Annotated in this window: 19 protein-coding genes; 8 read left to right on the top strand and 11 right to left on the bottom strand. The window is 54.1% G+C overall.

Annotated features, from left to right (window positions below; all coding sequences use genetic code 11):
* Positions 1-54: 54 nt before the first annotated feature.
* Positions 55-792, top strand: a complete 738-nt coding sequence (locus QEH53_RS12530; protein ID WP_309023542.1) for a glutaredoxin — start codon at positions 55-57, stop codon at positions 790-792.
* Here QEH53_RS12530 and QEH53_RS12535 read toward each other — a convergent pair.
* The 5 genes from QEH53_RS12535 to QEH53_RS12555 all read right to left on the bottom strand — a co-directional run bounded on the left by QEH53_RS12535 (position 789) and on the right by QEH53_RS12555 (position 3,820).
* On the bottom strand, positions 789-1,649 hold the full coding sequence (locus QEH53_RS12535) for an EamA family transporter (RefSeq protein ID WP_309023543.1): 861 nt from the start codon (positions 1,647-1,649) through the stop codon (positions 789-791). The two genes, QEH53_RS12530 and QEH53_RS12535, sit on opposite strands and share 4 nt — an antisense overlap.
* A 28-nt stretch (positions 1,650-1,677) precedes the next feature.
* Complete coding sequence (aat, locus tag QEH53_RS12540; protein WP_309023544.1) at positions 1,678-2,358, bottom strand: leucyl/phenylalanyl-tRNA--protein transferase; 681 nt, start codon at positions 2,356-2,358, stop codon at positions 1,678-1,680.
* A gap of 14 nt (positions 2,359-2,372) precedes the next feature.
* Entirely contained in the window at positions 2,373-2,912 is a 540-nt protein-coding gene (locus tag QEH53_RS12545) for a hypothetical protein (protein ID WP_309023545.1), read from the bottom strand.
* Positions 2,913-2,960: 48 nt separating this feature from the next.
* Entirely contained in the window at positions 2,961-3,557 is a 597-nt protein-coding gene (gene msrB / locus QEH53_RS12550) for a peptide-methionine (R)-S-oxide reductase MsrB (RefSeq protein ID WP_309023546.1), read from the bottom strand.
* A gap of 101 nt (positions 3,558-3,658) precedes the next feature.
* Positions 3,659-3,820, bottom strand: a complete 162-nt coding sequence (locus QEH53_RS12555; RefSeq protein ID WP_309023547.1) for a hypothetical protein — start codon at positions 3,818-3,820, stop codon at positions 3,659-3,661.
* 288 nt (positions 3,821-4,108) lie between these two features.
* On the opposite strand from QEH53_RS12555, the gene QEH53_RS12560 reads away from it, so the two are divergent.
* A complete protein-coding gene (locus QEH53_RS12560) occupies positions 4,109-4,276 on the top strand; it encodes a hypothetical protein (protein ID WP_309023548.1) in 168 nt (55 codons plus the stop codon).
* A 68-nt stretch (positions 4,277-4,344) separates the two neighbouring features.
* Here the strand turns inward: QEH53_RS12560 and QEH53_RS12565 are convergent, their stop codons facing one another.
* Complete coding sequence (locus tag QEH53_RS12565; RefSeq protein WP_309023549.1) at positions 4,345-5,070, bottom strand: uracil-DNA glycosylase family protein; 726 nt, start codon at positions 5,068-5,070, stop codon at positions 4,345-4,347.
* A gap of 384 nt (positions 5,071-5,454) precedes the next feature.
* A complete protein-coding gene (locus QEH53_RS12570) occupies positions 5,455-6,138 on the bottom strand; it encodes a 3'-5' exonuclease (protein WP_309023550.1) in 684 nt (227 codons plus the stop codon).
* 308 nt (positions 6,139-6,446) lie between these two features.
* Between QEH53_RS12570 and QEH53_RS12575 the strand changes: the two genes are divergently transcribed.
* Both QEH53_RS12575 and QEH53_RS12580 read left to right on the top strand, forming a co-directional pair.
* Positions 6,447-9,452, top strand: coding sequence for an ATP-binding protein (locus tag QEH53_RS12575; protein ID WP_309023551.1), 3,006 nt, complete (start codon positions 6,447-6,449; stop codon positions 9,450-9,452).
* A 54-nt stretch (positions 9,453-9,506) separates the two neighbouring features.
* On the top strand, positions 9,507-10,160 hold the full coding sequence (locus tag QEH53_RS12580; protein ID WP_309023552.1) for an RluA family pseudouridine synthase: 654 nt from the start codon (positions 9,507-9,509) through the stop codon (positions 10,158-10,160).
* Here QEH53_RS12580 and QEH53_RS12585 read toward each other — a convergent pair.
* Positions 10,153-11,064 carry a hypothetical protein gene (locus tag QEH53_RS12585; protein ID WP_309023553.1) on the bottom strand — a complete coding sequence of 304 codons (912 nt, stop codon included), beginning with the start codon at positions 11,062-11,064 and terminating at the stop codon, positions 10,153-10,155. The two genes, QEH53_RS12580 and QEH53_RS12585, sit on opposite strands and share 8 nt — an antisense overlap.
* Positions 11,065-11,222: 158 nt before the next feature.
* On the opposite strand from QEH53_RS12585, the gene QEH53_RS12590 reads away from it, so the two are divergent.
* Positions 11,223-11,576, top strand: coding sequence for a Spx/MgsR family RNA polymerase-binding regulatory protein (locus QEH53_RS12590; protein WP_309023554.1), 354 nt, complete (start codon positions 11,223-11,225; stop codon positions 11,574-11,576).
* Here QEH53_RS12590 and QEH53_RS12595 read toward each other — a convergent pair.
* Positions 11,573-11,890, bottom strand: a complete 318-nt coding sequence (locus tag QEH53_RS12595) for a SelT/SelW/SelH family protein (RefSeq protein WP_309023555.1) — start codon at positions 11,888-11,890, stop codon at positions 11,573-11,575. The genes QEH53_RS12590 and QEH53_RS12595 overlap by 4 nt on opposite strands.
* A gap of 142 nt (positions 11,891-12,032) precedes the next feature.
* Positions 12,033-13,883: a DNA helicase RecQ gene (recQ, locus tag QEH53_RS12600; protein WP_309023556.1), complete on the bottom strand. Its 1,851-nt coding sequence runs from the start codon at positions 13,881-13,883 to the stop codon at positions 12,033-12,035.
* A gap of 187 nt (positions 13,884-14,070) precedes the next feature.
* Here recQ and QEH53_RS12605 point away from each other — a divergent pair, with 187 nt between their 5' ends.
* Positions 14,071-15,003, top strand: a complete 933-nt coding sequence (locus QEH53_RS12605) for a TlpA disulfide reductase family protein (RefSeq protein WP_309023557.1) — start codon at positions 14,071-14,073, stop codon at positions 15,001-15,003.
* On the opposite strand, the gene QEH53_RS12610 is transcribed toward QEH53_RS12605, so the two are convergent.
* The gene (locus QEH53_RS12610; RefSeq protein WP_309023604.1) at positions 15,000-16,127 is read right to left on the bottom strand and encodes an acyltransferase; all 1,128 of its coding nucleotides are present in this window, start codon (positions 16,125-16,127) and stop codon (positions 15,000-15,002) included. The genes QEH53_RS12605 and QEH53_RS12610 overlap by 4 nt on opposite strands.
* A 144-nt stretch (positions 16,128-16,271) precedes the next feature.
* Here QEH53_RS12610 and dusB point away from each other — a divergent pair, with 144 nt between their 5' ends.
* The gene (gene dusB, locus QEH53_RS12615; protein WP_309023558.1) at positions 16,272-17,372 is read left to right on the top strand and encodes a tRNA dihydrouridine synthase DusB; all 1,101 of its coding nucleotides are present in this window, start codon (positions 16,272-16,274) and stop codon (positions 17,370-17,372) included.
* Between the two features lie 18 nt (positions 17,373-17,390).
* On the top strand, positions 17,391-18,734 hold the full coding sequence (locus tag QEH53_RS12620) for a hypothetical protein (RefSeq protein WP_309023559.1): 1,344 nt from the start codon (positions 17,391-17,393) through the stop codon (positions 18,732-18,734).
* The last annotated feature ends 316 nt before the right edge of the window (positions 18,735-19,050 follow it).

Here is a 19,050-nt window from a genome sequence, read left to right on the forward strand (position 1 = left end):
CTTCTTAGCGGGTTCAGCAATCTGGTTTGGCGCAGCTTGTGCAAACCACATGTGATGAGCAAGAAGGCTACAATAGACCGCATGGTGGCTCCGGATTATCTTTGCCCATGGGGGCTCAAAGCTCTCGATTTGCTCAAGCGAGAAGGCTTCGAAGTGGAAGACCATCATATTCCCACCGAAGAAGACAACAAAGCATACAAAGCTGAGAACCACGTCGACGAGACACCGCAAATCTACATCGAAGGCGAGCGAGTCGGCGGTTACGATGATTTGCGGGAACGACTCGGTAAGAAGGCTGTTTCAAGCGACGATACCAGCTACACTGCAGTGATCGTCATCTTCACGGTGGCCTCTTTACTGGCCTTGGGAGCGTCCTACGCCCGTTTAGCTGAACCCACTTTGGTGCTGTTTGCAGAACTTTTTGTCGCATTCAGCATGGTGTTGCTCGGCTTGATGAAGTTGTGCGACTTGGAATCGTTCTCCGTGCAATTTCTCACCTACGATTTATTGGCCCAGCGAAAACTACGCTACGCATACGTCTATCCCTTCGTGGAAACAGGAGCAGGACTGGCGATGTTCGCAGGGGTGCTATGGTACCTCGCGGCTCCGGCAGCTTTGATTATCGGCTTGGTCGGTGCCACATCGGTTATCATGGCGGTCTACATCGATAAGCGGGAGCTCCGGTGCGCCTGTGTTGGCGGCGGAAGCAAGGTACCGCTTGGTTTGGTGTCCATGACAGATAACCTAATGAAGATTGTCATGGCAATTTGGTTACTAATGACGCGGGCTTAACTCATTGAAGCTTTTTTGCCCCACGCTATAGCAGCGAAGATTAGGACCGCCCCGATGGTCAGTTTTAGAACTGAATCAGCTGTAATGTCGCCCGCCTCGCCGAAGATAAAGAGCGAGACTGCCATGGCGAGCGGAACGACGGCGTTGTTGCAAGTGGCGAGCACGCCGGGCGAGCTTAGGGCGGCGCCCTTGTTCCACCAAAAAAAGCCCAATCCGGAAGCTATGGCTCCGAGGTAAAAAAGGACGTACCACTGGTCGTGACTTGGCGAGGTCTTGCTGGAGTCGCCAAAAAGTCCGAACCCAATTCCAGCCAGGATAGCTCCACCTAGGAGGAGGGCTGCCATCGCTTCGCTGTCGCGAACCTCCGGTCGCGGCCGTTTCCAAGATCGATAGAGGAGTTGTCCAATGCCGAAGGCGACGTTCGCGATCTGCATGAGCGCGAAACCGATCCAGAACGAGCCTTCGGGCGCTTGGCTGTATTTGATTACCGCAGCACCAGCGATGGACAGACTGGCGCAACCAAGAAGGCTCCAGTGCCAGCGCCTCCTAACCATTTCGTGGGCGAGCACGATATACAGAGGAGTCAGAACCGAGAAAAGGGCCACCAGATGTGATGGGAGGAAGGCATAAGCTTTGATGTAGCTCACGTACATGACTCCGTATTGGAGAGCTCCGATTCCAAATAGACTCAACAGGTCAGCGGCCTGCAGTTTCTTGAAACGGAAAAAGGGAGCGAAGCAGAGAAACGCGATTCCGAGGCGAACAGTCGCGACAAAGGTCGAATCGAGTCCGGTAAGACGTCCCATGATCCCGAAGGAGAAGGCCCACAATAGCGAAACTGCGATGAGGAATAGCACGATTTAGAGAAGTGGTTCTTTAAGAGGCCTAGAGCGACCACGAGCCTTGAAGTGTGGGATGGTTTTGGCTCATGGCGAGCTCGCGCAGGAAGGTGGAGCGAGAGACTTTTTCCCCGCCCAGGCTGGTGAGGTGCCTCGTGGGTTGCTGTGCATCGATAAAGTAGAAGTGTTTCTCGATCGAGAAGTCTACGAGGGCGTCGAATGCGAATTTGGAGGCGTCGCGTTGGTGGTGGAACATTGACTCGCCAAAAAACGCTTTGCCGAGGGACACACCGTAGAGCCCGCCGACTAGCTGGCCTTCGAAGTAAGTTTCGAAGGAATGGGCGAGTCCGAGTTCATAGAGCTGGATATACGCTTCCTGCATGTCCCGAGTTATCCAAGTACCGTCTTGACCCGGTCGTGGTATTTTCGAGCAAGCGGCGATCACACTCGGGAAATCGGTGTCGATTCGGAGCTCATATTTCCCAGATCGCTTGAGCCTCGCGAGAGTCTTGCTCTGTTTGAAGTTTTGCGGATAGAGCACCATTCTAGGATTCGGAGAAAACCAAAGGATTGGGTCGCCTTCCGAGTACCAGGGGAAGACGCCGCACGAGTACGCTGCGACTAGGCGCTCAGGACTCAGGTCACCGCCGATCGCGATGATGCCCTCTTCCTCCGCGAGCTCCGGATCGGGAAAAATCGGGTCTTCTCGTAGTTGAAAGATGGGCACGCGTTTTCGCGGGACTAAGGTTGAGGGATCTCCTCGGCGGTGCCGAATCGCTCGATCAGGCGATCGTATGATATGGTGCGGCTGTCGGGCGTCACCTTAGTGGTGAAAAGCTGGCTCCAGATTTCGCGTGGTATCACGTCCGTGGCTTGCGACGATCGCTTGGCGCTAGAGATGTCTTGGTTCTCGTCGAACGTCAGTTTCCAAGGGAGCTGGAAATAGGCGTGAGCCTTGTCGGCTGTAATGAGCAAGGCGCTCATAGCTTCCTCTCCAGTTTCCTCGTCTTGCATCCGTATCGCGGATACAAAGGAGATCACTCGGAGGTTGTAGACCCAAATAAGGTCGCAAATGGTTTGCAGCAGGTTCTCGCTGCTTTGGGTGACTGCGTTCGGCAGGGTCAGGTTGATGAAGGGGCCGCCTTCGCGTTTGCCAAGGAAGAGGGGCAAAATGCCTTTGAACTCTTTGAAGATGGCCTCGGAATGTAGGGCCATGGCCTCGTGCAGGCCCGAGGTGTTTGGCGGCTGTTCTGTGAGTAGCTTCTGAAGTGACGCTGACATGGGGCCAGCTTCTAGGAAGGCGATGGGATGTCCAGCCGTTTGCGGTGCCTACTTGGCGTGGCCAGCGAAGCGGGTGAGGGCGCGGGTTTCAAGCTCAGCTTTGGGCACGAATTCGAGTGAGGCGGAGTTGATGCAGTAGCGGAGGCGAGTGGGCTTGGGGCCATCCGGAAAGACGTGTCCAAGGTGTCCGCCGCAGCGGTTGCAATGCACCTCGGTGCGGGTCATGCCGTAGCTGCTGTCGACGGTTTCGCCCACGTTCTCACTCGCAATGCTGTCCCAAAAGCTAGGCCAGCCGGTCCCTGAATCAAACTTTTGCCCGCTGGCGAAGAGCGGAGCGTCGCACCCGGCGCACAAGTAGATGCCCTTGTCCTTGTTGTTCCAGTAGACGTTACGGAAAGGTGGCTCAGTCCCTTGTTCTCGCATCACTCTATATTGGTCGGTCGAGAGAAGCTGTTTCCACTCGTTGTCGCTTTTCTTGAAAGCGTCCAGAGCAGTGGTTTCAGCGTGGGAAGGAACAGCGCAAGCCTCGAGGTCTGCCTCGGTTGGTTTGCTCTCTGCGGAGGTTGGTTTTTTCGGATCGGCTGCCATTATGAAAGGGGTGATCGCGGCGATGAGTGCGGCGAGAGTTGTTAGTTTCGTTTTCATGGGACGTTGTTGGTAGAAGTTCGCTTCTTTCCCTGTATGAGGCAAACGGATAGCGTTTTATTCCGATTGCTTCGCAAGGCCCGTCACGGAAGCCGCCAAGCTTAGCAGCTTGACGGCTCGATGACCAGCGCGAGCGGGGCTTTCTCGCACTGTCTTTTGCCGCCCGCCTGAGCTTCTTGAAGCTCAGCCTCTTGCGGGTTCGGCACGCTCGGGAGTTTCTCTTGCGGACCAGGTCCGCGCTCCCGAAATTTGAAAAGTTGCATATGCCCGTTAGCGGGCTGATTGCGGTGGTTGTCTAAGCTATCGCGATTCGTCGCGAAGTTTTCGATACAGGTTAATCGGTTCTCGTTTTGCTACGTTGCTTTCGGGCGTTTCGCATCGATGTCCGAACCAGCATGAAAGACGGTGACCGATCTCCTTTCCTGTATCTACGTCTCGGAACGGGATTTGGATTCAAAATCACTCAGGCTGGGGGCTCATCTGTCCGATAGAATGGAATTGACAGCCAAGTTGGCGTTTTTTTTATCCGGCTCCACAGAAACATTATTCCAATGGCAGACGAAAAGAAAAGTAGTACAGCATCTACGACCGCGGCCGCGCCAGCGAAGCCTTCTACTCCTGCAGCGAAGGAAGTCCAAAACGGCAAGGGTGACGCTCCGCGTAATTGCTTCAGCGATTCCTACCGTTCGAATTTCGACGGCATCGACTGGAGCAAGTAGGACGCGTGTCGTGTTTTCATATTCGGCCACCGTGTTTTCGCGGTGGCTTTTTTTGTGCCCAAGTTTGGTTACTCGGACCAGATCCCTTGCTGCAAGAGCTGTTTCGTGGCTGCGGCTGCCCAACCGCGATTAGCGGCGGGACTAGCGGGAGAGGGATGGAGGACTTTACCGTGTTTAAGATCTATGCCCACTAGGGCGTCCTTGGCTTGTTGCTGGGCGAAACCGCCGACCCCGACGATCCACTCGGGCCGGAGAATTTCTAGGCAACGGCGCAGGTGCAAGTTGCAAGCCTCAAAGAGTGGTGCACTTTCGGCGGCCGGCAGCTTATCGGGAGTGCGGTTTCGAGAGCTCTCCTCCATGAAGACGAGCGGGCAGTAGTTTAGGACAAAGTGGTCTGCGAAGAAGTCCTCCGCATTTGGGTAGCGCTCAGAGAAGAGCCCCCACAGTCTTCTACCAGAGACTTCGGACTTTTCGCAGTCAAAGCCTTCTATGAGGCGCTTGGGGTGCTCGGGGTGAGGTTTCTCGACGGGAGCTTCTATTCCCATCCAATTCTTAACGGAGTCGATCTCTCCGAAAGGCACGCCAGTCTGTGACATTCCCCATGGCCCAGGATTCATACCCATGAAGACAATTCTCTTTTTGGTAGCTCCGTACTTTTTGAGGTAGCTGTGATGTGGCTTCCAAGCGTAGCGCAACGGGTTGTAGACGTATGCGACGGGTTCGGAAAACGATAGCGAATCGACGGTGTCGCAGAGTTCTTTTGCAGCTTTTGCGAGTTTGGGAGCGAGGGACATCGAGTGATTGGAATCGGTGCGATGAACGGGGTCAAACCTGTTTGCGGCGAGACTACCTCAAGGAATTTTAGTAACCTGTGAGGCATCGCTGGGGTAATCGAGATCACAACACCAACGCTAATTTAAATACCAACATGAGCATCTTGATTTTCTCCGTCCTTATCTGGGCCACACTGGCCTCCATCGCGATCGTCGATGGCTTAGCGAGTCAATTAAAGCGCTAAAGCTCACGCGAAATTTCTCGAGGATGACGTATCCGTATATCAAGGACGCGTCGTCCTTTTTCGTGTTTTGAGGAGACCCGTGCATTGCTTACTAAAGGCTGACGCCTATCGAGCGAATTAGTAGCACCGCATATCCATCGTGCTCGGTCGACCGAGTTGGCTAGAACGAATAGGTGAGATAGTCGAAGCGAGTAGGCTCTTGCTTCTCGAAAGCTGACTTTTTGCGCTTCGAGACGGGTAGGGTGGGAATCTCCTCCTCGTGGACAGGAACACGGGTGCTGAGCTTTTCCAGCTCAGGATGGTCCTGGATACGCTGGTAGATATGGGCTAGTAAGATTGCGTCGCTTTGCGCGTCGTGCCGTCTCATGGAGGAGAGGCCGGCTGAGAGCCTTTCGGCAATATCGTCGAGCGAGTTGCGCAAACGCGAGAAGTCCGGCCACATGACTTCGAAAATGTCCATGGTGTCAATGAAGCGAACAGTCCGGGTTTCCACGTCCTCTTGACGGGCGTATTTGCGAATGAAATTGAAGTCGAAACGGTAGATATCGTGTCCGAAGAGTGTCGCATCTCCGACCCAGTCGGAGAACTCTTGGAGGGCCTCAAGAGGTTTCGGGGCTCCCTTCACGTCTTCGTCGCGGACGCGGGTGAGTTTTTGGATGTCGGCTGGGATCGGCTTCCCTGGATCAACGTAAGTACAGAAGCTGTCCTCTACGTTCATGATAACTCCGCCCAGGCGGACGCCCGCGATCTGGGTAATTTCTTCCTGCTTGTAGCGAAGTCCGGTAGTTTCAAGGTCAAACGCGACCAATTCCCTTACGCCTAGTAAGGGATGGAATGATGGCATTTTCGTTGAATATAGCGGTTTCACGGAGTGTCTGAGCAGATTTACTTTTACCTATCGGAGCTTAGACTGAGTTTGACGAGTTTTCGTTCCTTTGTCGCAGAATTTTGACAAAAAGTTCTCAGTAAGGGATCGAGGCTCCTTTAGGGAACGCGGGAGAATTCATCAAGGAATACGGATTGCGAGCAAAATAGGAGGCGCAGAAATAAAAAATGGGCCGTATTTTTAGGTAACTCGCTCTAGTGCCGTATAGGTAAGTGGCCAAGATCCCTTTTCTTGATTTCTCATCCCTTGCTTGGTCTCCCACCAACATGACCCATTTGACACGAATTCAGCTTCGCTGGAGCGTTACCGCTCTCGCTGTGACTTGCTTGCTCGGCTTCCTAAGCTGCGAATATGTTGCAAAAAAACTAATCGTTTCTGCAGAAACGAATCGGCTGCGCCTTATCCTCGAGGTATCCCCGGTCGCTGTTGAGAAGGGTATCGAGCTCTACTCTGTCCTGACGGATGGAGGTCTTTCAGGGGTCAAAGGTGGATCGCTAGGCGAACTCGACGGCGAAGAAACCTTGCGCATGATCTATCGAAGCCAGGAGGGACCCGCTTTCTCCGGCGGATGGGTGTACGCGGCGAAGTCTGCAACCTTCGGTCGGAATACGGCAAGTGGCTGGCAGGTAGCCCGGTCGAACGTCTCGGCTCGCTTGGAATCCGCTTACTACGAGGTGGCGGTCGTATCGCTCCTCGTATGGGTCTGCTTTTGCTCACTGTTTGTCTTTTTGCACCGCCGGTTACTCAGAGACGTAAAAGATCAAGCGCAAGAGATCAGGACTGTCTTGGGGATGGGTACCCAGGCTGATACGGGCGAAATTACCGAAGTTCTATCTAACTTGTCCGAGGACATCGCTGAACTCAATGCGAGGAAGGAATCGGTTTTGGCGGAAGCAACCGGCCTGGCAGCCATTGCGGACAAGGCCAGTGAGGGGATTTTTATCTGTGATTCCTCTGGGCGAATCGAGTGGGCAAACGACGGATTTTTGAAAATGGTCGGGACGACGTTGGAAGAAATCCAATCTATGGAGCCTTTTGCTTACATGGGAACTGAGATCAATGATCCTCTGTACCTCGCTCGATTGGGGCGGGCTATGGAGATGGGGGACTCCGTATCGATCGAACTCGGTGGTATTCGTCCAGACGGAACAGAGTATTGGGCTTCCTTGGAGATGAAGCCGCTCGATGTGGCTGCGGATGGATCGAGACGATTCTTTGGTATCCAGATTGATATCACAGAACAACGACGTGCCAGTAGCGAGTTGGAGGAAGTTTCACGGCGCTTTGCCCTAGCAATGGAAAGCGCCAATGTGGGGATCTGGGATTGGGATGTCAAAAGAGACGATTTGGTGTGGGACGATCATACTTTCAACCTCTATGGGGTAAAGCGCTCTAATTTTAAGCCAAGTTACAGATCGTGGATTCGTTGTATCGATCCAGACGATACGAACCGCGCCGTCAGGTCAATCGATGGAAGCCTCGCCAAAGGTGAGAACATTGATCTTGTGCTTTGTGTGCGAAAGCCAGACGGCAACGAGGCGTATGTGAAGAGTGTTGGGCGTGCGTTTTTCAACGAATCGGGCGAGGTTACTCGGTACATTGGAATCGCTTCCGATGTCACAGAGGAGCACCTCGCGAAGAGAAGTCTTATCGAGCAGAAGGAAGAAGCGGAGTTGCTGGCAGTTCGCTTGGCGGATGCGGTGAAGCAGTCGAAGAAAGCGGCCACCGAGGCGTATCAAGCGACGCGAGCGAAGAGCGCTTTCTTGGCTATGATGAGCCATGAGATTCGAACTCCTATGAACGGCGTTATTGGCATGGCCAGTTTACTGCTGGAAACCGACCTAGACGAGTACCAGCGCGACTATCTGAATACGATTCGAGTTAGCGGTGATACCTTGCTGACGTTGATTAACGACATCTTAGACTATTCGAAGATCGAGAGTGGAAAGCTAGAGATAGAGATGGCTTCGTTTTCGATACGCGAGTGTGTGGAAGAGGCTGCTGACCTCCTCGCTTCGAAGGCTGCTGAAAAGGGCGTGGAGCTGCTTTGTTGTATCGATCATTCCACGCCGAATGAAGTGGTCGGAGATATCACCCGATTACGCCAAGTGCTCGTGAATCTAGTTGGAAACGCGATCAAGTTCACTGATGTGGGTGAAGTCGAAGTTCGAGTGCATGCCCCAGCCGGAGGCAAGGTACATTTCTCGGTCCGCGATACGGGAATTGGAATACCTCAGGATCGTATGAATCGCCTATTCGAGGTCTTCTCGCAAGTCGACTCCTCGACGACTCGAAAGTACGGAGGTTCTGGCCTTGGACTCTCCATCAGCAAGCAGCTCGCTAACTTGATGGGTGGCGAAATGTGGGTGGAAAGCTCGGTCGGCCGCGGCTCAGTATTCCACTTCGATGTTGCCTTCGACGGGTTGGTAGAGGCGGAACGTGATACCCTCTTTGCCGAGCAAAAAGAACTCGCAGGAAAGCGTATCCTAATAGCACAGCCTAATTCCGTCTTGAGGGGTTATTTAGATTCTTTGAGCCGCGCTTGGGGAATGTATACATGCGTAGTACCATCCATGGAACATTCCTCGGATGAGGAATCTTACGATATTGTACTGGTCGATGACAAGGATTCCGCTCTCGAAAGTGAAAACTGTAAACGAAGGCTGAATACATTTCGAACGAACTCGAAGCTTTTTGTGGCGCTTGCGGAGCACGGAAATTCAGTGGGTCGAGCGAAAAGCGAGCCGTGTGTTTTCAAGCCTTGTAAGGTGTCCTCGCTCCTAGAGGTGTTTAAGGCGATCGACGTGACTGCTCGCGTAAATGTGTCGAGTGGGGACTCGAGAGATTTAGTAGCCGACGTAGAGTATGCGGTACGGCTTCCTTTGCGTATACTTGTTGCCGATGATAATTCCGTTAATCAAAAGGTTGCACGGATGATGCTTAAGAAATTCGGCTATTCTGCGGATCTCGTCGCGAACGGTGTAGAGGCGGTGGAAGCAGTGAAGCAATGCGACTACGATCTTGTCTTCATGGATTGCCAGATGCCGGAAATGGATGGATTCGAGGCGACGCGAGTGATTCGTCAGATAGAGACGGATCGCTCGTCATCCAAAAGGGCCTACATTTTCGCGTTAACTGCGAATGTCCGGGGAGAATCGATTGAGATGTCCAAGGAATGCGGCATGGATGGTTTCCTCGCCAAACCCATCAAACTGGGCGATATCAAGCGAGCTTTGATGGAAGTGGAATCAGATTTTATTTCCTCAAATTAGATTTCGATTGAGCTTAGCTTCGCGACCGAGTTGCTTGAGGACTTTCCTCAATCGATGATCGCTAACGCTGATATACTTTTGGACGAGCCGGGCTTCGTAGTAGCCAACAAGCCTTCTGGTATGTTGAGTGAAGGAGGTGCCGACCGAGAAATCGATCTCGAGCAATTTGTATCCACCTTGGTAGGACGGCAGGTTTGGTGCTGTCACCGACTGGACCGTTTGACGAGTGGGTTGGTGGTACTGCGGAAAGGGAAACGCTACCTGAAAGAGCTGAGCTCGCAGTTTGAATCACGCTCGGTCCGCAAGGAGTACTGGCTTTTGGTTGATGGAGTATGGGATCACCGTATCCAGAAGGTGGATTCTTTGATCGCTCCCGTTGGAGGTGGCGTGCATGCGAACGTACTGGAAGGCGGGAAGTCGGCCACCAGTACTTTTCAATTGCGGGGCGTAGACGAGGTGCAGCGAATCAGCTGGCTGCGGGGATTGCTCAAAACGGGACGCACTCATCAATTGAGGCTACATACCTTAATGTCCGGTTGTCCGGTGCTTGGCGACCCTGTTTATGGCAAGAGTCGTGCCGATGGACTCTTTGGTCTTCATGCCTTCCGATTGAAGATGAGACATCCCGGGACAGGGGAAGCTCTCGATTTCGAGGCTGATATCCCGGAGAACTGGCGGCCATTGATTGCGAAGTTCGAGGCTAGCTGAAGTGCTTTTGTATTAGCTGAAGCACTACGGGGTGTACCGTTTGCGCTAGCTCCGAGTTGGCGTAGGCGACCCAGTTTACTGGGGTAGTGGTATCGAAAGGTATGTCGAGTTCGGGGTTGTCTACGAGCTGTACGACCACTCCTGCGGCTCGAGCTACGAGAGCGGTGCAGAGATCGTACGGGTGGCAGGTGAGGGATTGGGGGTAACCGTGCTTGGCGAAGGCGAGCGGGCGTATGTCGATGACGATGCGATCATGACCGGCAATCAATTCGTAGAGTTGCCCGCCGGTGGAGATGTATTGGTCGTCGAAAATAAGGGCGTCTTCGCGTTCTGACTCGGGAGTTATTGCGGCGTAAAGCTCCTCCTCGAAGGTAGCGAGGGCAGCTTTAGCTTGAGGGAAAAACTTGGCGACGGAGGCAAAGCCGTGCTTCAGGTCCTTGGCTTTGGAAGGAGTGTGCGGGATCGGTTTGTTTTCGCCGGTGATGAGGTTTGTGGCCTCTCTTCTGAAGGTTGTGGATCCGTCTGTCTCTAAGGTGGCGCTGAGCTGCTCGGAGATGAATTGCTTGGAGGTGGGCAGCTCTGTCATGACGGCGACCGTGATGTCCTCCAGAGTAGGGGATCCAGAGCTGGTAGGCTGCGGCGCGAGACCGATGAGGGACCATGCGGGCCTCTTGTCGTACATGATGCCGCGGGTGCCGTCGATCGGGTCGACGATGAGTTGGTAGGCGAGGCCTGAGTCAGGGGTGCTTGGAGGAAAGGTGACACGCTCGTCGTCTTCGATGCCTTCCATAACGAGGCGGACGGGGTGTTCGCTGGGCCAGTTTTCGGCAAGCCATTTAAGGATGAGCTGCTCGCTGACCTTGTCGATGTGATAGATGGTGTCGGCGGTCGTGTGGGCAGTCACCGCGGATAGCTCGTCGGTAGGGGTGTGTTGCTGTGCGTAAAGCGTGTCGCGGATTGCGACGCTGAGTTGGCAGAGGAGTTGGCGGAAGCTTTGAAGTTGGGAGCTAATGGTGAAAAGGGGATTGTGTGGATTTACGGATATCGTTTGGCTTCGAGCAGATGAACAAGCTCTACATGTACAAGGGATGCGATGGATGCCGCAAGGCGAAGAAGTGGTTACAGGATAAAGGCGTAGATTTCGAGGAAATCGCCATTCGCGAGGTGACCCCTAGCAAGAGTGAGCTGAAGGAAGCTTTAGCAGCCCATGATATGAACCTCAGGAAGCTGTTCAACGTATCTGGTGGCGATTACCGGGAAATGGGCTTGAAGGATAAGTTGCCGCAGATGGAAGTGGATGAGGCTCTGGACCTACTGAAGGCGAACGGGAACTTGGTGAAACGTCCGTTTCTGGCGACTCCGAGCGGATGTATCAGTGGATTTGATACGGCTGTTTGGGAGGGGTTTGTGGGTTAGGTTTTTGGCGATGATGGAGCGTCGTTCTCGGTGCGATCGCTGTGCCCGAGTGGGCGGTCGGGGTCGATCCGGTCGCGCACGAGTTGCTTGAGCTCTTTGGACTCGGGGAAGCGTCCGGCTTCCTTGCGGGAGAAGATGAGTTCGTCGTCGAGTCGAATTTCCATGATGCCGCCGGTGCCGGGCTGCAGGGCGACTTCGCCTATGTCTTGGCCGAAGGTGTTGAGCAGCTCTTGGGCGAGCCAAGCGGCGCGGAGCATCCAATTGCACTGGCTGCAGTAGAGTATGGAAATGCGCGGTGTGCGTTGATCGGACATGGTAGATTTTGTTGGTTCTTTTTTCTGCCGACAGTTCACTCTGATCTTTTTTGGCCTTCTGAAGAGCGGTACCAGAAGATTATTAGATTCGGTCTGTGCTTATCTTGGAAATCCGCGAATAGAAGGTCTCATTCTTGAGATCCTACCTGAATTCGTCGGGGGCGTCGGGGTTGGAGATGATAAATTCGGTGATGGCTTCGAGAAAGGCTTCGCCGTAGGCTTCGAGCTTCTTGTAACCCACGCCGGAGATTTCGGAAAGCTTCTCTTCGTTGGGTGGGAAGTAGCGGGCCATCTCGCGAAGGGTGACGTCGGAGAAGACGATGTAGGGTGGGACGCCTTGTTCGTCCGCTAGCTCCTTGCGGAGGCTGCGGAGAATTGAGAAAAGGTCTTCGTTGCACTCGATGCCACCTTGAGAACGGTTGCGGTCGCGTTGTACGGCGTTGGCTGATGCGGGAAGTTTTGTGAGCATGATGGGGGCACGGTCGCGAAGCGCCGCTTTCCCTTTCTGAGTTAGGCTAAGTGCTCCGTAGGCTTCGGCGTCCTGAAAAACGTATTCGTTGCGAATGAGCTCGCGTCCGAAGGCCTGCCACTCGGCGCGTTTGTACTCGCCGCCGATGTTGTAGGTGGTGAGGCGGTGGTGCCCCCATTTGAGGACTTTTTCGTTTTTGGAGCCGAGCAAGATATCGACGATGTGGTTGATGCCGACGCCGAAGCTGGAAGCTTGGCTGACGCGAAAAATGCATGACATGAACTTCTGGGCGGGAATGGTGCCGTCGAAGGTTTCCTTAGGTTGGTTGCAGTTATCGCAGTTACCGCAATTTCCTTCGCCCCATTTTTCGGAGAAGTAGCCGAGCAGCACTTCGCGGCGGCATTGCGATGATTCGGCGTAGTTTACGATCTGGCGTAGTTGTTCTTTGGCGACTTCGCGTTCTTTGGGCTCTTTTTCGGCGATGAAGTTGAGTTGCTTGGCGACATCGCCCGGCGAGAAATAGAGCACGCAATCGGAGGGAAGTCCGTCGCGTCCGGCGCGGCCGGTCTCTTGGTAGTAGCCTTCTATGTTTTTGGGAATGTCTTGGTGGATGACGTAGCGGACGTTGGGCTTGTCGATTCCCATGCCGAAGGCTACGGTGGCGCAGACGACTTTGACCTCGTCGCGGATGAAGGCTTCCTGGTTCTTGCCGCGCTGCAGCGGTGTCATGCCTGCATGGTAGGGTAGGGCTTCGATGCCTTCCTGGCGGAGGCGGTCGGCAGTTTGCTCGGTGGCTTTGCGCGAGAAACAGTAGATGATGCCGGAGTCGAAGGGGCGTGCTTGGACGAACTTGAGGATTTGACGGAAGACGGCCTGTTTTTGCTCGATTCGATAGGCGAGGTTGGGCCGGTTGAACGAGGCGACGTAGTTGGTCGGGTTGCGAAGATTCAGTTGCTTGACGATGTCGTCGCGCACTCGGTCTGTCGCGGTGGCGGTGAGTGCCATGAAGGGCGTATCCGGAAAGCGGCGACGTAGCTCAGCAAGTTGGCGGTACTCGGGGCGAAAATCGTGACCCCACTCGGAGATGCAGTGGGCTTCGTCGACGGCGAAGCGGCAGACCTTCCATTTCTTCAGATCCTCGAGGAATCCACCCAGCATGAGCCGCTCGGGGGCGACGTATAGGATTTGGTATTCGCCAGCGAAGAGTTTGGCGTAGCGTTTGCGGGACTCGCCTTGGGCGAGGGAGGAGTTGAGGAAGGTGGCGGATATTCCGTTTTCGGTAAGGCCGTCGACCTGATCCTTCATCAAGGCGATGAGGGGCGAGATGACAACGGTGAGGCCTTCGGAGAGAACGGCGGGGAGCTGGTAGCAGAGGGATTTGCCGCCGCCTGTGGGTAGGAGGGCGAAGACGTCGCGGCCGGAAAGAGCGTCGTTTACGATATCCGCTTGCAGGGCGCGGAAGGTTTCGTGGCCGAAGTATTTTTTGAGGGCGGTTTGTACGCGGTCGGTGGTGGAGGCTGTCACGGGGTGGAGGAGTGGCTGGTGAAGGATGGATTGGATTTTGAGAAAAAGGGGTAAGCTGGTGTGGGATTGGGGCAAGGGGAAAGGTGGGCTAGTGGGAGTGGGGAGGAATTGGCAACAAGAGCAAGATTAAGGCTTGGAGTTGGGTTTGGCTTGCATGCGGGGCTGTCGTTTGGGCGTTCTTGGGGATATGGAGTTATTCAAAATTACCCGTAGTATTTTGGCCGCAGCGATCGTGGCATCGTCGGCTCTCACAGGTTTTTCTGCCACGGAAGAAGAGCACGATGCCTTGATCGCGTTGGCTAAAGATAAGGAATCGGATTTCGCCACGGAGTTGCCAGCAGCCGTTGATGAGGGGATGTCCTCCGACTGGATTCTGGAGGCGGAGATTATCAGGGCTCTTTCGACAGGCGACGCGAATGCGATGTTTGATTTGATCGCCCGTATCGATGCAGTTGGAGAGGACTTCCGATATGGGGTGGGGCGCGACTTCTATTCGGCTCAGCAGCTTGCCGGATTTGCGGACGTGCTGCGTTGCGTGGTGGCCTATCGAGAGGGTGACAAGGAGAAATTTGAGAAGTACGCGGTGAGTTCTTACGAGAAGGCTCCCGGTTTTAACGGAGCTTTTGGTATCGGCGAGTTGCTCGCGAATCAACGTCGCGATGCGGTGCAGGAGGAGGCGATGGCAGACTTTCGCGTACCCATGGACATGGTGTTGGCGAACGTGGAGGGCGAGAGCAAGTCGCTCACCGACTGGATGGGTGACGACGAGGTGATGTTGGTCGATTTCTGGGCCAGCTGGTGCGGACCTTGTATTCGCCTAATGCCCTCGTTGAAGGAAAAGCAGGAGAATCTTTCCAAGCAGGGCGTCTTCGTAGCAGGGATCAATACGGATCGCCGCGACCCATTGAAGAATGCGACTTCCATCCGTGAGCGTGAGGGAATGGAGTCTGTGCCTTGGTTGCTGGACCGCAATGGTGGCGACTTAAGCGGAATGCTTATGGTAGATTCGATTCCTCGCATGGTACTGATCGATCGCGAAGGGTCGGTGCTCTATAACGGGCATCCGTCAGATCCGTCGTTGGGAGACGCCTTGGCCAAGGTCGGCGTGGAGTTGCACTAGAGAGCCGGAGGTACTGTTCCTGCGGAGCTGCTGCTGGCCAAAGTGGCTTGATATTTTTTCCCGGCCAAGCGTTTGCCCAGGCGAATGCTTGGCTTTTCTATGTACTTGTAGCTCAATGCGGCGATGCCGAACGTTATTGCCGTAGCGGCTACGATGAAGAATTCGAGCCGCGTTTTTGGCAACTCATGGGTCTTCCAGAGTCTTGCCATCAAAGTAAACACGACAGCATGCAGTAGGTATGCAGAATAGGTGCTGCGGCCAATGCTGCTGAGCCACTGAGGCGTCTTCGGGAGGAAGAAAAAGATGGCGAAGAGGACGAGTCCAAGGGTGTGGCCCCAACCGTAGCGGTTCCAGACTGGACCAGCCTCGGTGAAGCTCTTCTCGATAGCTTCGATCACGGGCTTGGCGACGAGATAGACCATTAACGCAAAGAGGATGCGGGCAGCTTTCTTCCCGTTTTCCGAACGCGAAAAGAGGGGCTCTTTTTCGAGGTCGTAGATGCACCGCATTGCCGACCCTGTAAACATTATGGCGAGTAGGTAGCCGAGGATAGGAAGGTTGCCTGGGAAGTCTTTGAGTAGGTCCAGCTGCCATAGTTTGTAGCATACGGAAAACCCAACAAGGGCGGCTATAAGCTTGTATTTACCGAAGGAGAGGTAGAGCAAGGCGGTGGCGAAGTAGAAGACGAGCTCCACTTCGAGGGTCCAGAAAAGACCCATCACGTGAGGTTCTCCGACGAAGGTGGCCACCATGCCTGTATTGGCTAGAATCGTGGTGGCCGGCAGCTGGCGCCCGGTGACGAGCCAGAGCGAGTAGACGCCGATGGCGACGGCGACCCAGTATATTGGATAGAGGCGAAAGAAACGATTAACGGCGAAAGAGCGTAGAGTGGGTAGTCGCCCGCCTTCGAGAGTGCGGGGTATTACGAAGCCGCTGATGCAAAAAAAGGCTACCACCCCGATCCGGCCGAAGTCGAAGTAGTTGGCAGTGTCGCTCGCCCATTTACCGCCGCTGGAAAGGGGTAGAAGGCTCTCTGAAACATGTTGCCAGATTACGAGGAAGCAGGCCACGGCGCGGAGCGCGTCGAGCGACTGGAATCTATGCTTGTCGGATTTTTCAGGAATGGGCGTTTTTTGTTAGAATGATATTCGCCTGACAACAGTCTTCGTTTGTAAACAAACGAAACCCGTTGAGAGCTCGTTCCCTCTCCGAGGAAATTTGTGGTTGTGAGGGGGAGGGGTAATGCCTTTGGTGGCGAGGTTTTTGCAATGAAAATTGGTAGCCTAGACCTAGAATCGAACTTGTTCCTGTCGCCGTTGGCGGGGTACACGAATCTACCGTTCCGCCTGACAGCGAAGAGCTTAGGCGGGTTGGGGCTGGTGACCACTGATTTGGTGAACGCTCGCTCTTTGCTGGAAGGGCGTGCAGTGGCCTACAAGATGATTGCTACTGATGCCCGCGAGCAGCCAATGGCGGTGCAGCTTTTTGGGGGAGTCGCGGAGGAAATGCGTGACGCTGCGGTGATCGCTGCTGAAAAAGGGGCTCAATCGATCGATATCAACATGGGGTGTCCCGTAAAAAAGGTCGTCAAAACGGGTAGCGGTTCTTCCATGATGAAGGACCACGACAAGACGCGAGAACTGGTCAAGGGGATGATTGACGCGGTCAAAGTGCCGATAACGGCGAAGATGCGCCTGGGATGGGATTCGGAAAATATCACGGCTCCCGAACTGGCCCGCACGCTCGAAGATATCGGTGTATCCGCGATTTACATACACGGTCGCACAAGGGCTCAGGGGTTTTCTGGAGGTGTAGACCTAGAAGGTATTCGCAAGGTAAAAGAAGCGGTGAAGTCGATCCCCGTGATCGGAAACGGAGATGTGACGACTCCGGAAGCGGCCCGTATCATGTTGGAGCGTACTGGTTGCGATGGTGTGAGTATCGGACGTGGGGCATTTTATAATCCGTGGATATTTAGACAGACGCTCCATTATCTGAATACAGGAGTCTTGCTCCCTGACCCGAATTTCGAGCAGCGCGTTGAGTTGATGCGGGTGCATCTTGAGCGTATGATCGAGTTTTATGGTGAGCTGAAAGGCTGTATCCAGTTCCGGAAAGTTGCAGTCTGGTACGCGAAACGATTTGGGCCATCCAAGTATTTTAAGGACCGAGTCGTCCGGGTGGAGAGCATGGAACATTTCCAAGAGATCATGGACGGGTACCGTCAGTGGCGGTTGCGTTTTTGCGGTGATGACGGTGAGCTACAGGAGAAGTATCGCCCGGTGGATCCGTATTCATCGATCACTCACGAACCTCAGGAAGCCCCTGATAAAATCAAGGTGCCCAAGGGGCCGGTAGAGAAATGGTAGCTCAGTTTCGATTCGTCCATGGATAAGCTCAAGGGCAGAGGCTTCTTCGCTTTGATCGTCCTGCTCGCTGCGGCTGGGACCTGGATCGGCAGCTATGGAGCTCTGCATTCCTTGAAAGAAGAAAGCCGTTCGAGCTCGCTCTGGGGGTGGGATACTTCTTTCTATTACTTTTGGCTTCGTTCGGTCGCTCTCGATGGGGATGTAGATTTCGAGAACGATATCCAACTCGCGGATACGATTCCCGACGGTCAGAAGCGTTTTGCAGAGGTGGATTTGCCTCGGACAGATATGGGACTGATTCCCAATAAGTATCCAGTTGGTTGGGCGGTTTTTCATGCTCCCTTTTTTGCGGTAGGTCATGGCACGTCCTTGCTGCTGAAAAAGTCGGGAGTTGAGGTAAGGACGGATGGATACGGAAAAGTCTACGAACGCTTTCTGTATGTGGGTAGCCTTTTCTATGCTGCTCTTGGACTCTGGTTAACCTACTTGCTGCTGCGTCGCTTCTTTGATTGGGAAATCAGCGTTCTGGCCTTGCTATGCACTTGGTTAAGTGGGTTTTTGATCTACTACCAACTCAGCCAATACGCCATGGCTCATAGTTTGGCCTACCTCTGTTTGGTGTCTTGTTTCTATTGGGCTTTGGCGATTCGGGAGATGCCACCATTGACGCGAAATTGGCTAATGTTGGGAATCTCGGTGGGGATGCTGCTGATCACCCGTTATCAGGCCGGCGTCTATTTGTTATTCCCTTTCGTTGTAGCTGTGGTCGAAATTCTGGCACGAAGAACTACGGTGAGGGCGCTTGCGGTTTGCTCTTTCACGATACTAGGAATCGTCGCATTGCAACTGCTCGCTTGGAAGCAGCTTTACGGGTCTTGGTTGGTCTACTCTTACGCTGGAGAAGGGTTTCGCTGGGCGGAACCTGAGGTATGGCGAAGCTTGTTCGACCCGTTTCATGGGCTGATCTATTGGCAGCCGATATTTGCTGTGGGGCTTCTTGGTCTGGTGGGTTTTGTCGGGAGCCGGCATGAGTGGTCCTTCTGGGCTATTCCTCTATCGGTGGCGTGCATGATCTATGTAAACGCTGCTTGGGAAACCTGGTGGTTTGGAGCTGCCTTTGGCGGCCGGGCCTACGAAGGGGCGTCGTTGTTCGTATGCTTTGGGGTAGGCTGGCTGCTGAATTCGTCAGAGCGTTTTGGTAACCTGCTGCAAGGGACGATCAAGGCGATTTTGCTTCTGCTGGTAATCTGGAACATCGGCGTTTTGAGTGTATGCGTACGGAACTGGCAGACAGGGATCAGCCTCGAGGAATCAGTTAGCTACGGCCAGTTTTGGACAGCGATTCGCCAGCTTTGGTTTTGATCTTTAAGGGTCGCAACACTGGCAATGGGGGGAGCAACTGGCCGTGGGGCAGTGGTCGTGGGTGGATTCGCGTTTGTCGCCGCAAGGGACTACGGTGAATTTAGCGCGATAGATCTCGTTGCCTCGGTGGCTTAAAGTGAAAATCCACTCGCCGAGTCCGCGCTCGAAATCGTGATCGAAGTATTAGCCGAAGTAGAAGGTAGTGGAGCCGTGGTAGATTTCCGTCAAAATATCGCTGTCGGACGCGTCCGCTGGAACCTACCCGCGGGGCATGCTAAAACTTCGTTATACGGAACAAAAAAGCCCGACTCCTTTT

The sequence above is a fragment of the Pelagicoccus sp. SDUM812002 genome (assembly GCF_031127835.1).
GTDB lineage: Bacteria > Verrucomicrobiota > Verrucomicrobiia > Opitutales > Opitutaceae > Pelagicoccus.

Bases quoted from the DNA above. Each gene is read 5' to 3' on its own strand.
- QEH53_RS12530 (WP_309023542.1), top strand. From the start codon at position 55: ATGAGCAAGAAGGCTACAATAGACCGCATGGTGGCTCCGGATTATCTT.
- QEH53_RS12545 (WP_309023545.1), bottom strand. From the start codon at position 2,912: ATGTCAGCGTCACTTCAGAAGCTACTCACAGAACAGCCGCCAAACACC.
- msrB (WP_309023546.1), bottom strand. From the start codon at position 3,557: ATGAAAACGAAACTAACAACTCTCGCCGCACTCATCGCCGCGATCACC.
- QEH53_RS12555 (WP_309023547.1), bottom strand. From the start codon at position 3,820: ATGCAACTTTTCAAATTTCGGGAGCGCGGACCTGGTCCGCAAGAGAAA.
- QEH53_RS12560 (WP_309023548.1), top strand. From the start codon at position 4,109: ATGGCAGACGAAAAGAAAAGTAGTACAGCATCTACGACCGCGGCCGCG.
- QEH53_RS12565 (WP_309023549.1), bottom strand. From the start codon at position 5,070: ATGTCCCTCGCTCCCAAACTCGCAAAAGCTGCAAAAGAACTCTGCGAC.
- QEH53_RS12570 (WP_309023550.1), bottom strand. From the start codon at position 6,138: ATGCCATCATTCCATCCCTTACTAGGCGTAAGGGAATTGGTCGCGTTT.
- QEH53_RS12575 (WP_309023551.1), top strand. From the start codon at position 6,447: ATGACCCATTTGACACGAATTCAGCTTCGCTGGAGCGTTACCGCTCTC.
- QEH53_RS12580 (WP_309023552.1), top strand. From the start codon at position 9,507: ATGATCGCTAACGCTGATATACTTTTGGACGAGCCGGGCTTCGTAGTA.
- QEH53_RS12590 (WP_309023554.1), top strand. From the start codon at position 11,223: ATGAACAAGCTCTACATGTACAAGGGATGCGATGGATGCCGCAAGGCG.
- QEH53_RS12595 (WP_309023555.1), bottom strand. From the start codon at position 11,890: ATGTCCGATCAACGCACACCGCGCATTTCCATACTCTACTGCAGCCAG.
- QEH53_RS12605 (WP_309023557.1), top strand. From the start codon at position 14,071: ATGGAGTTATTCAAAATTACCCGTAGTATTTTGGCCGCAGCGATCGTG.
- dusB (WP_309023558.1), top strand. From the start codon at position 16,272: ATGAAAATTGGTAGCCTAGACCTAGAATCGAACTTGTTCCTGTCGCCG.
- QEH53_RS12620 (WP_309023559.1), top strand. From the start codon at position 17,391: ATGGATAAGCTCAAGGGCAGAGGCTTCTTCGCTTTGATCGTCCTGCTC.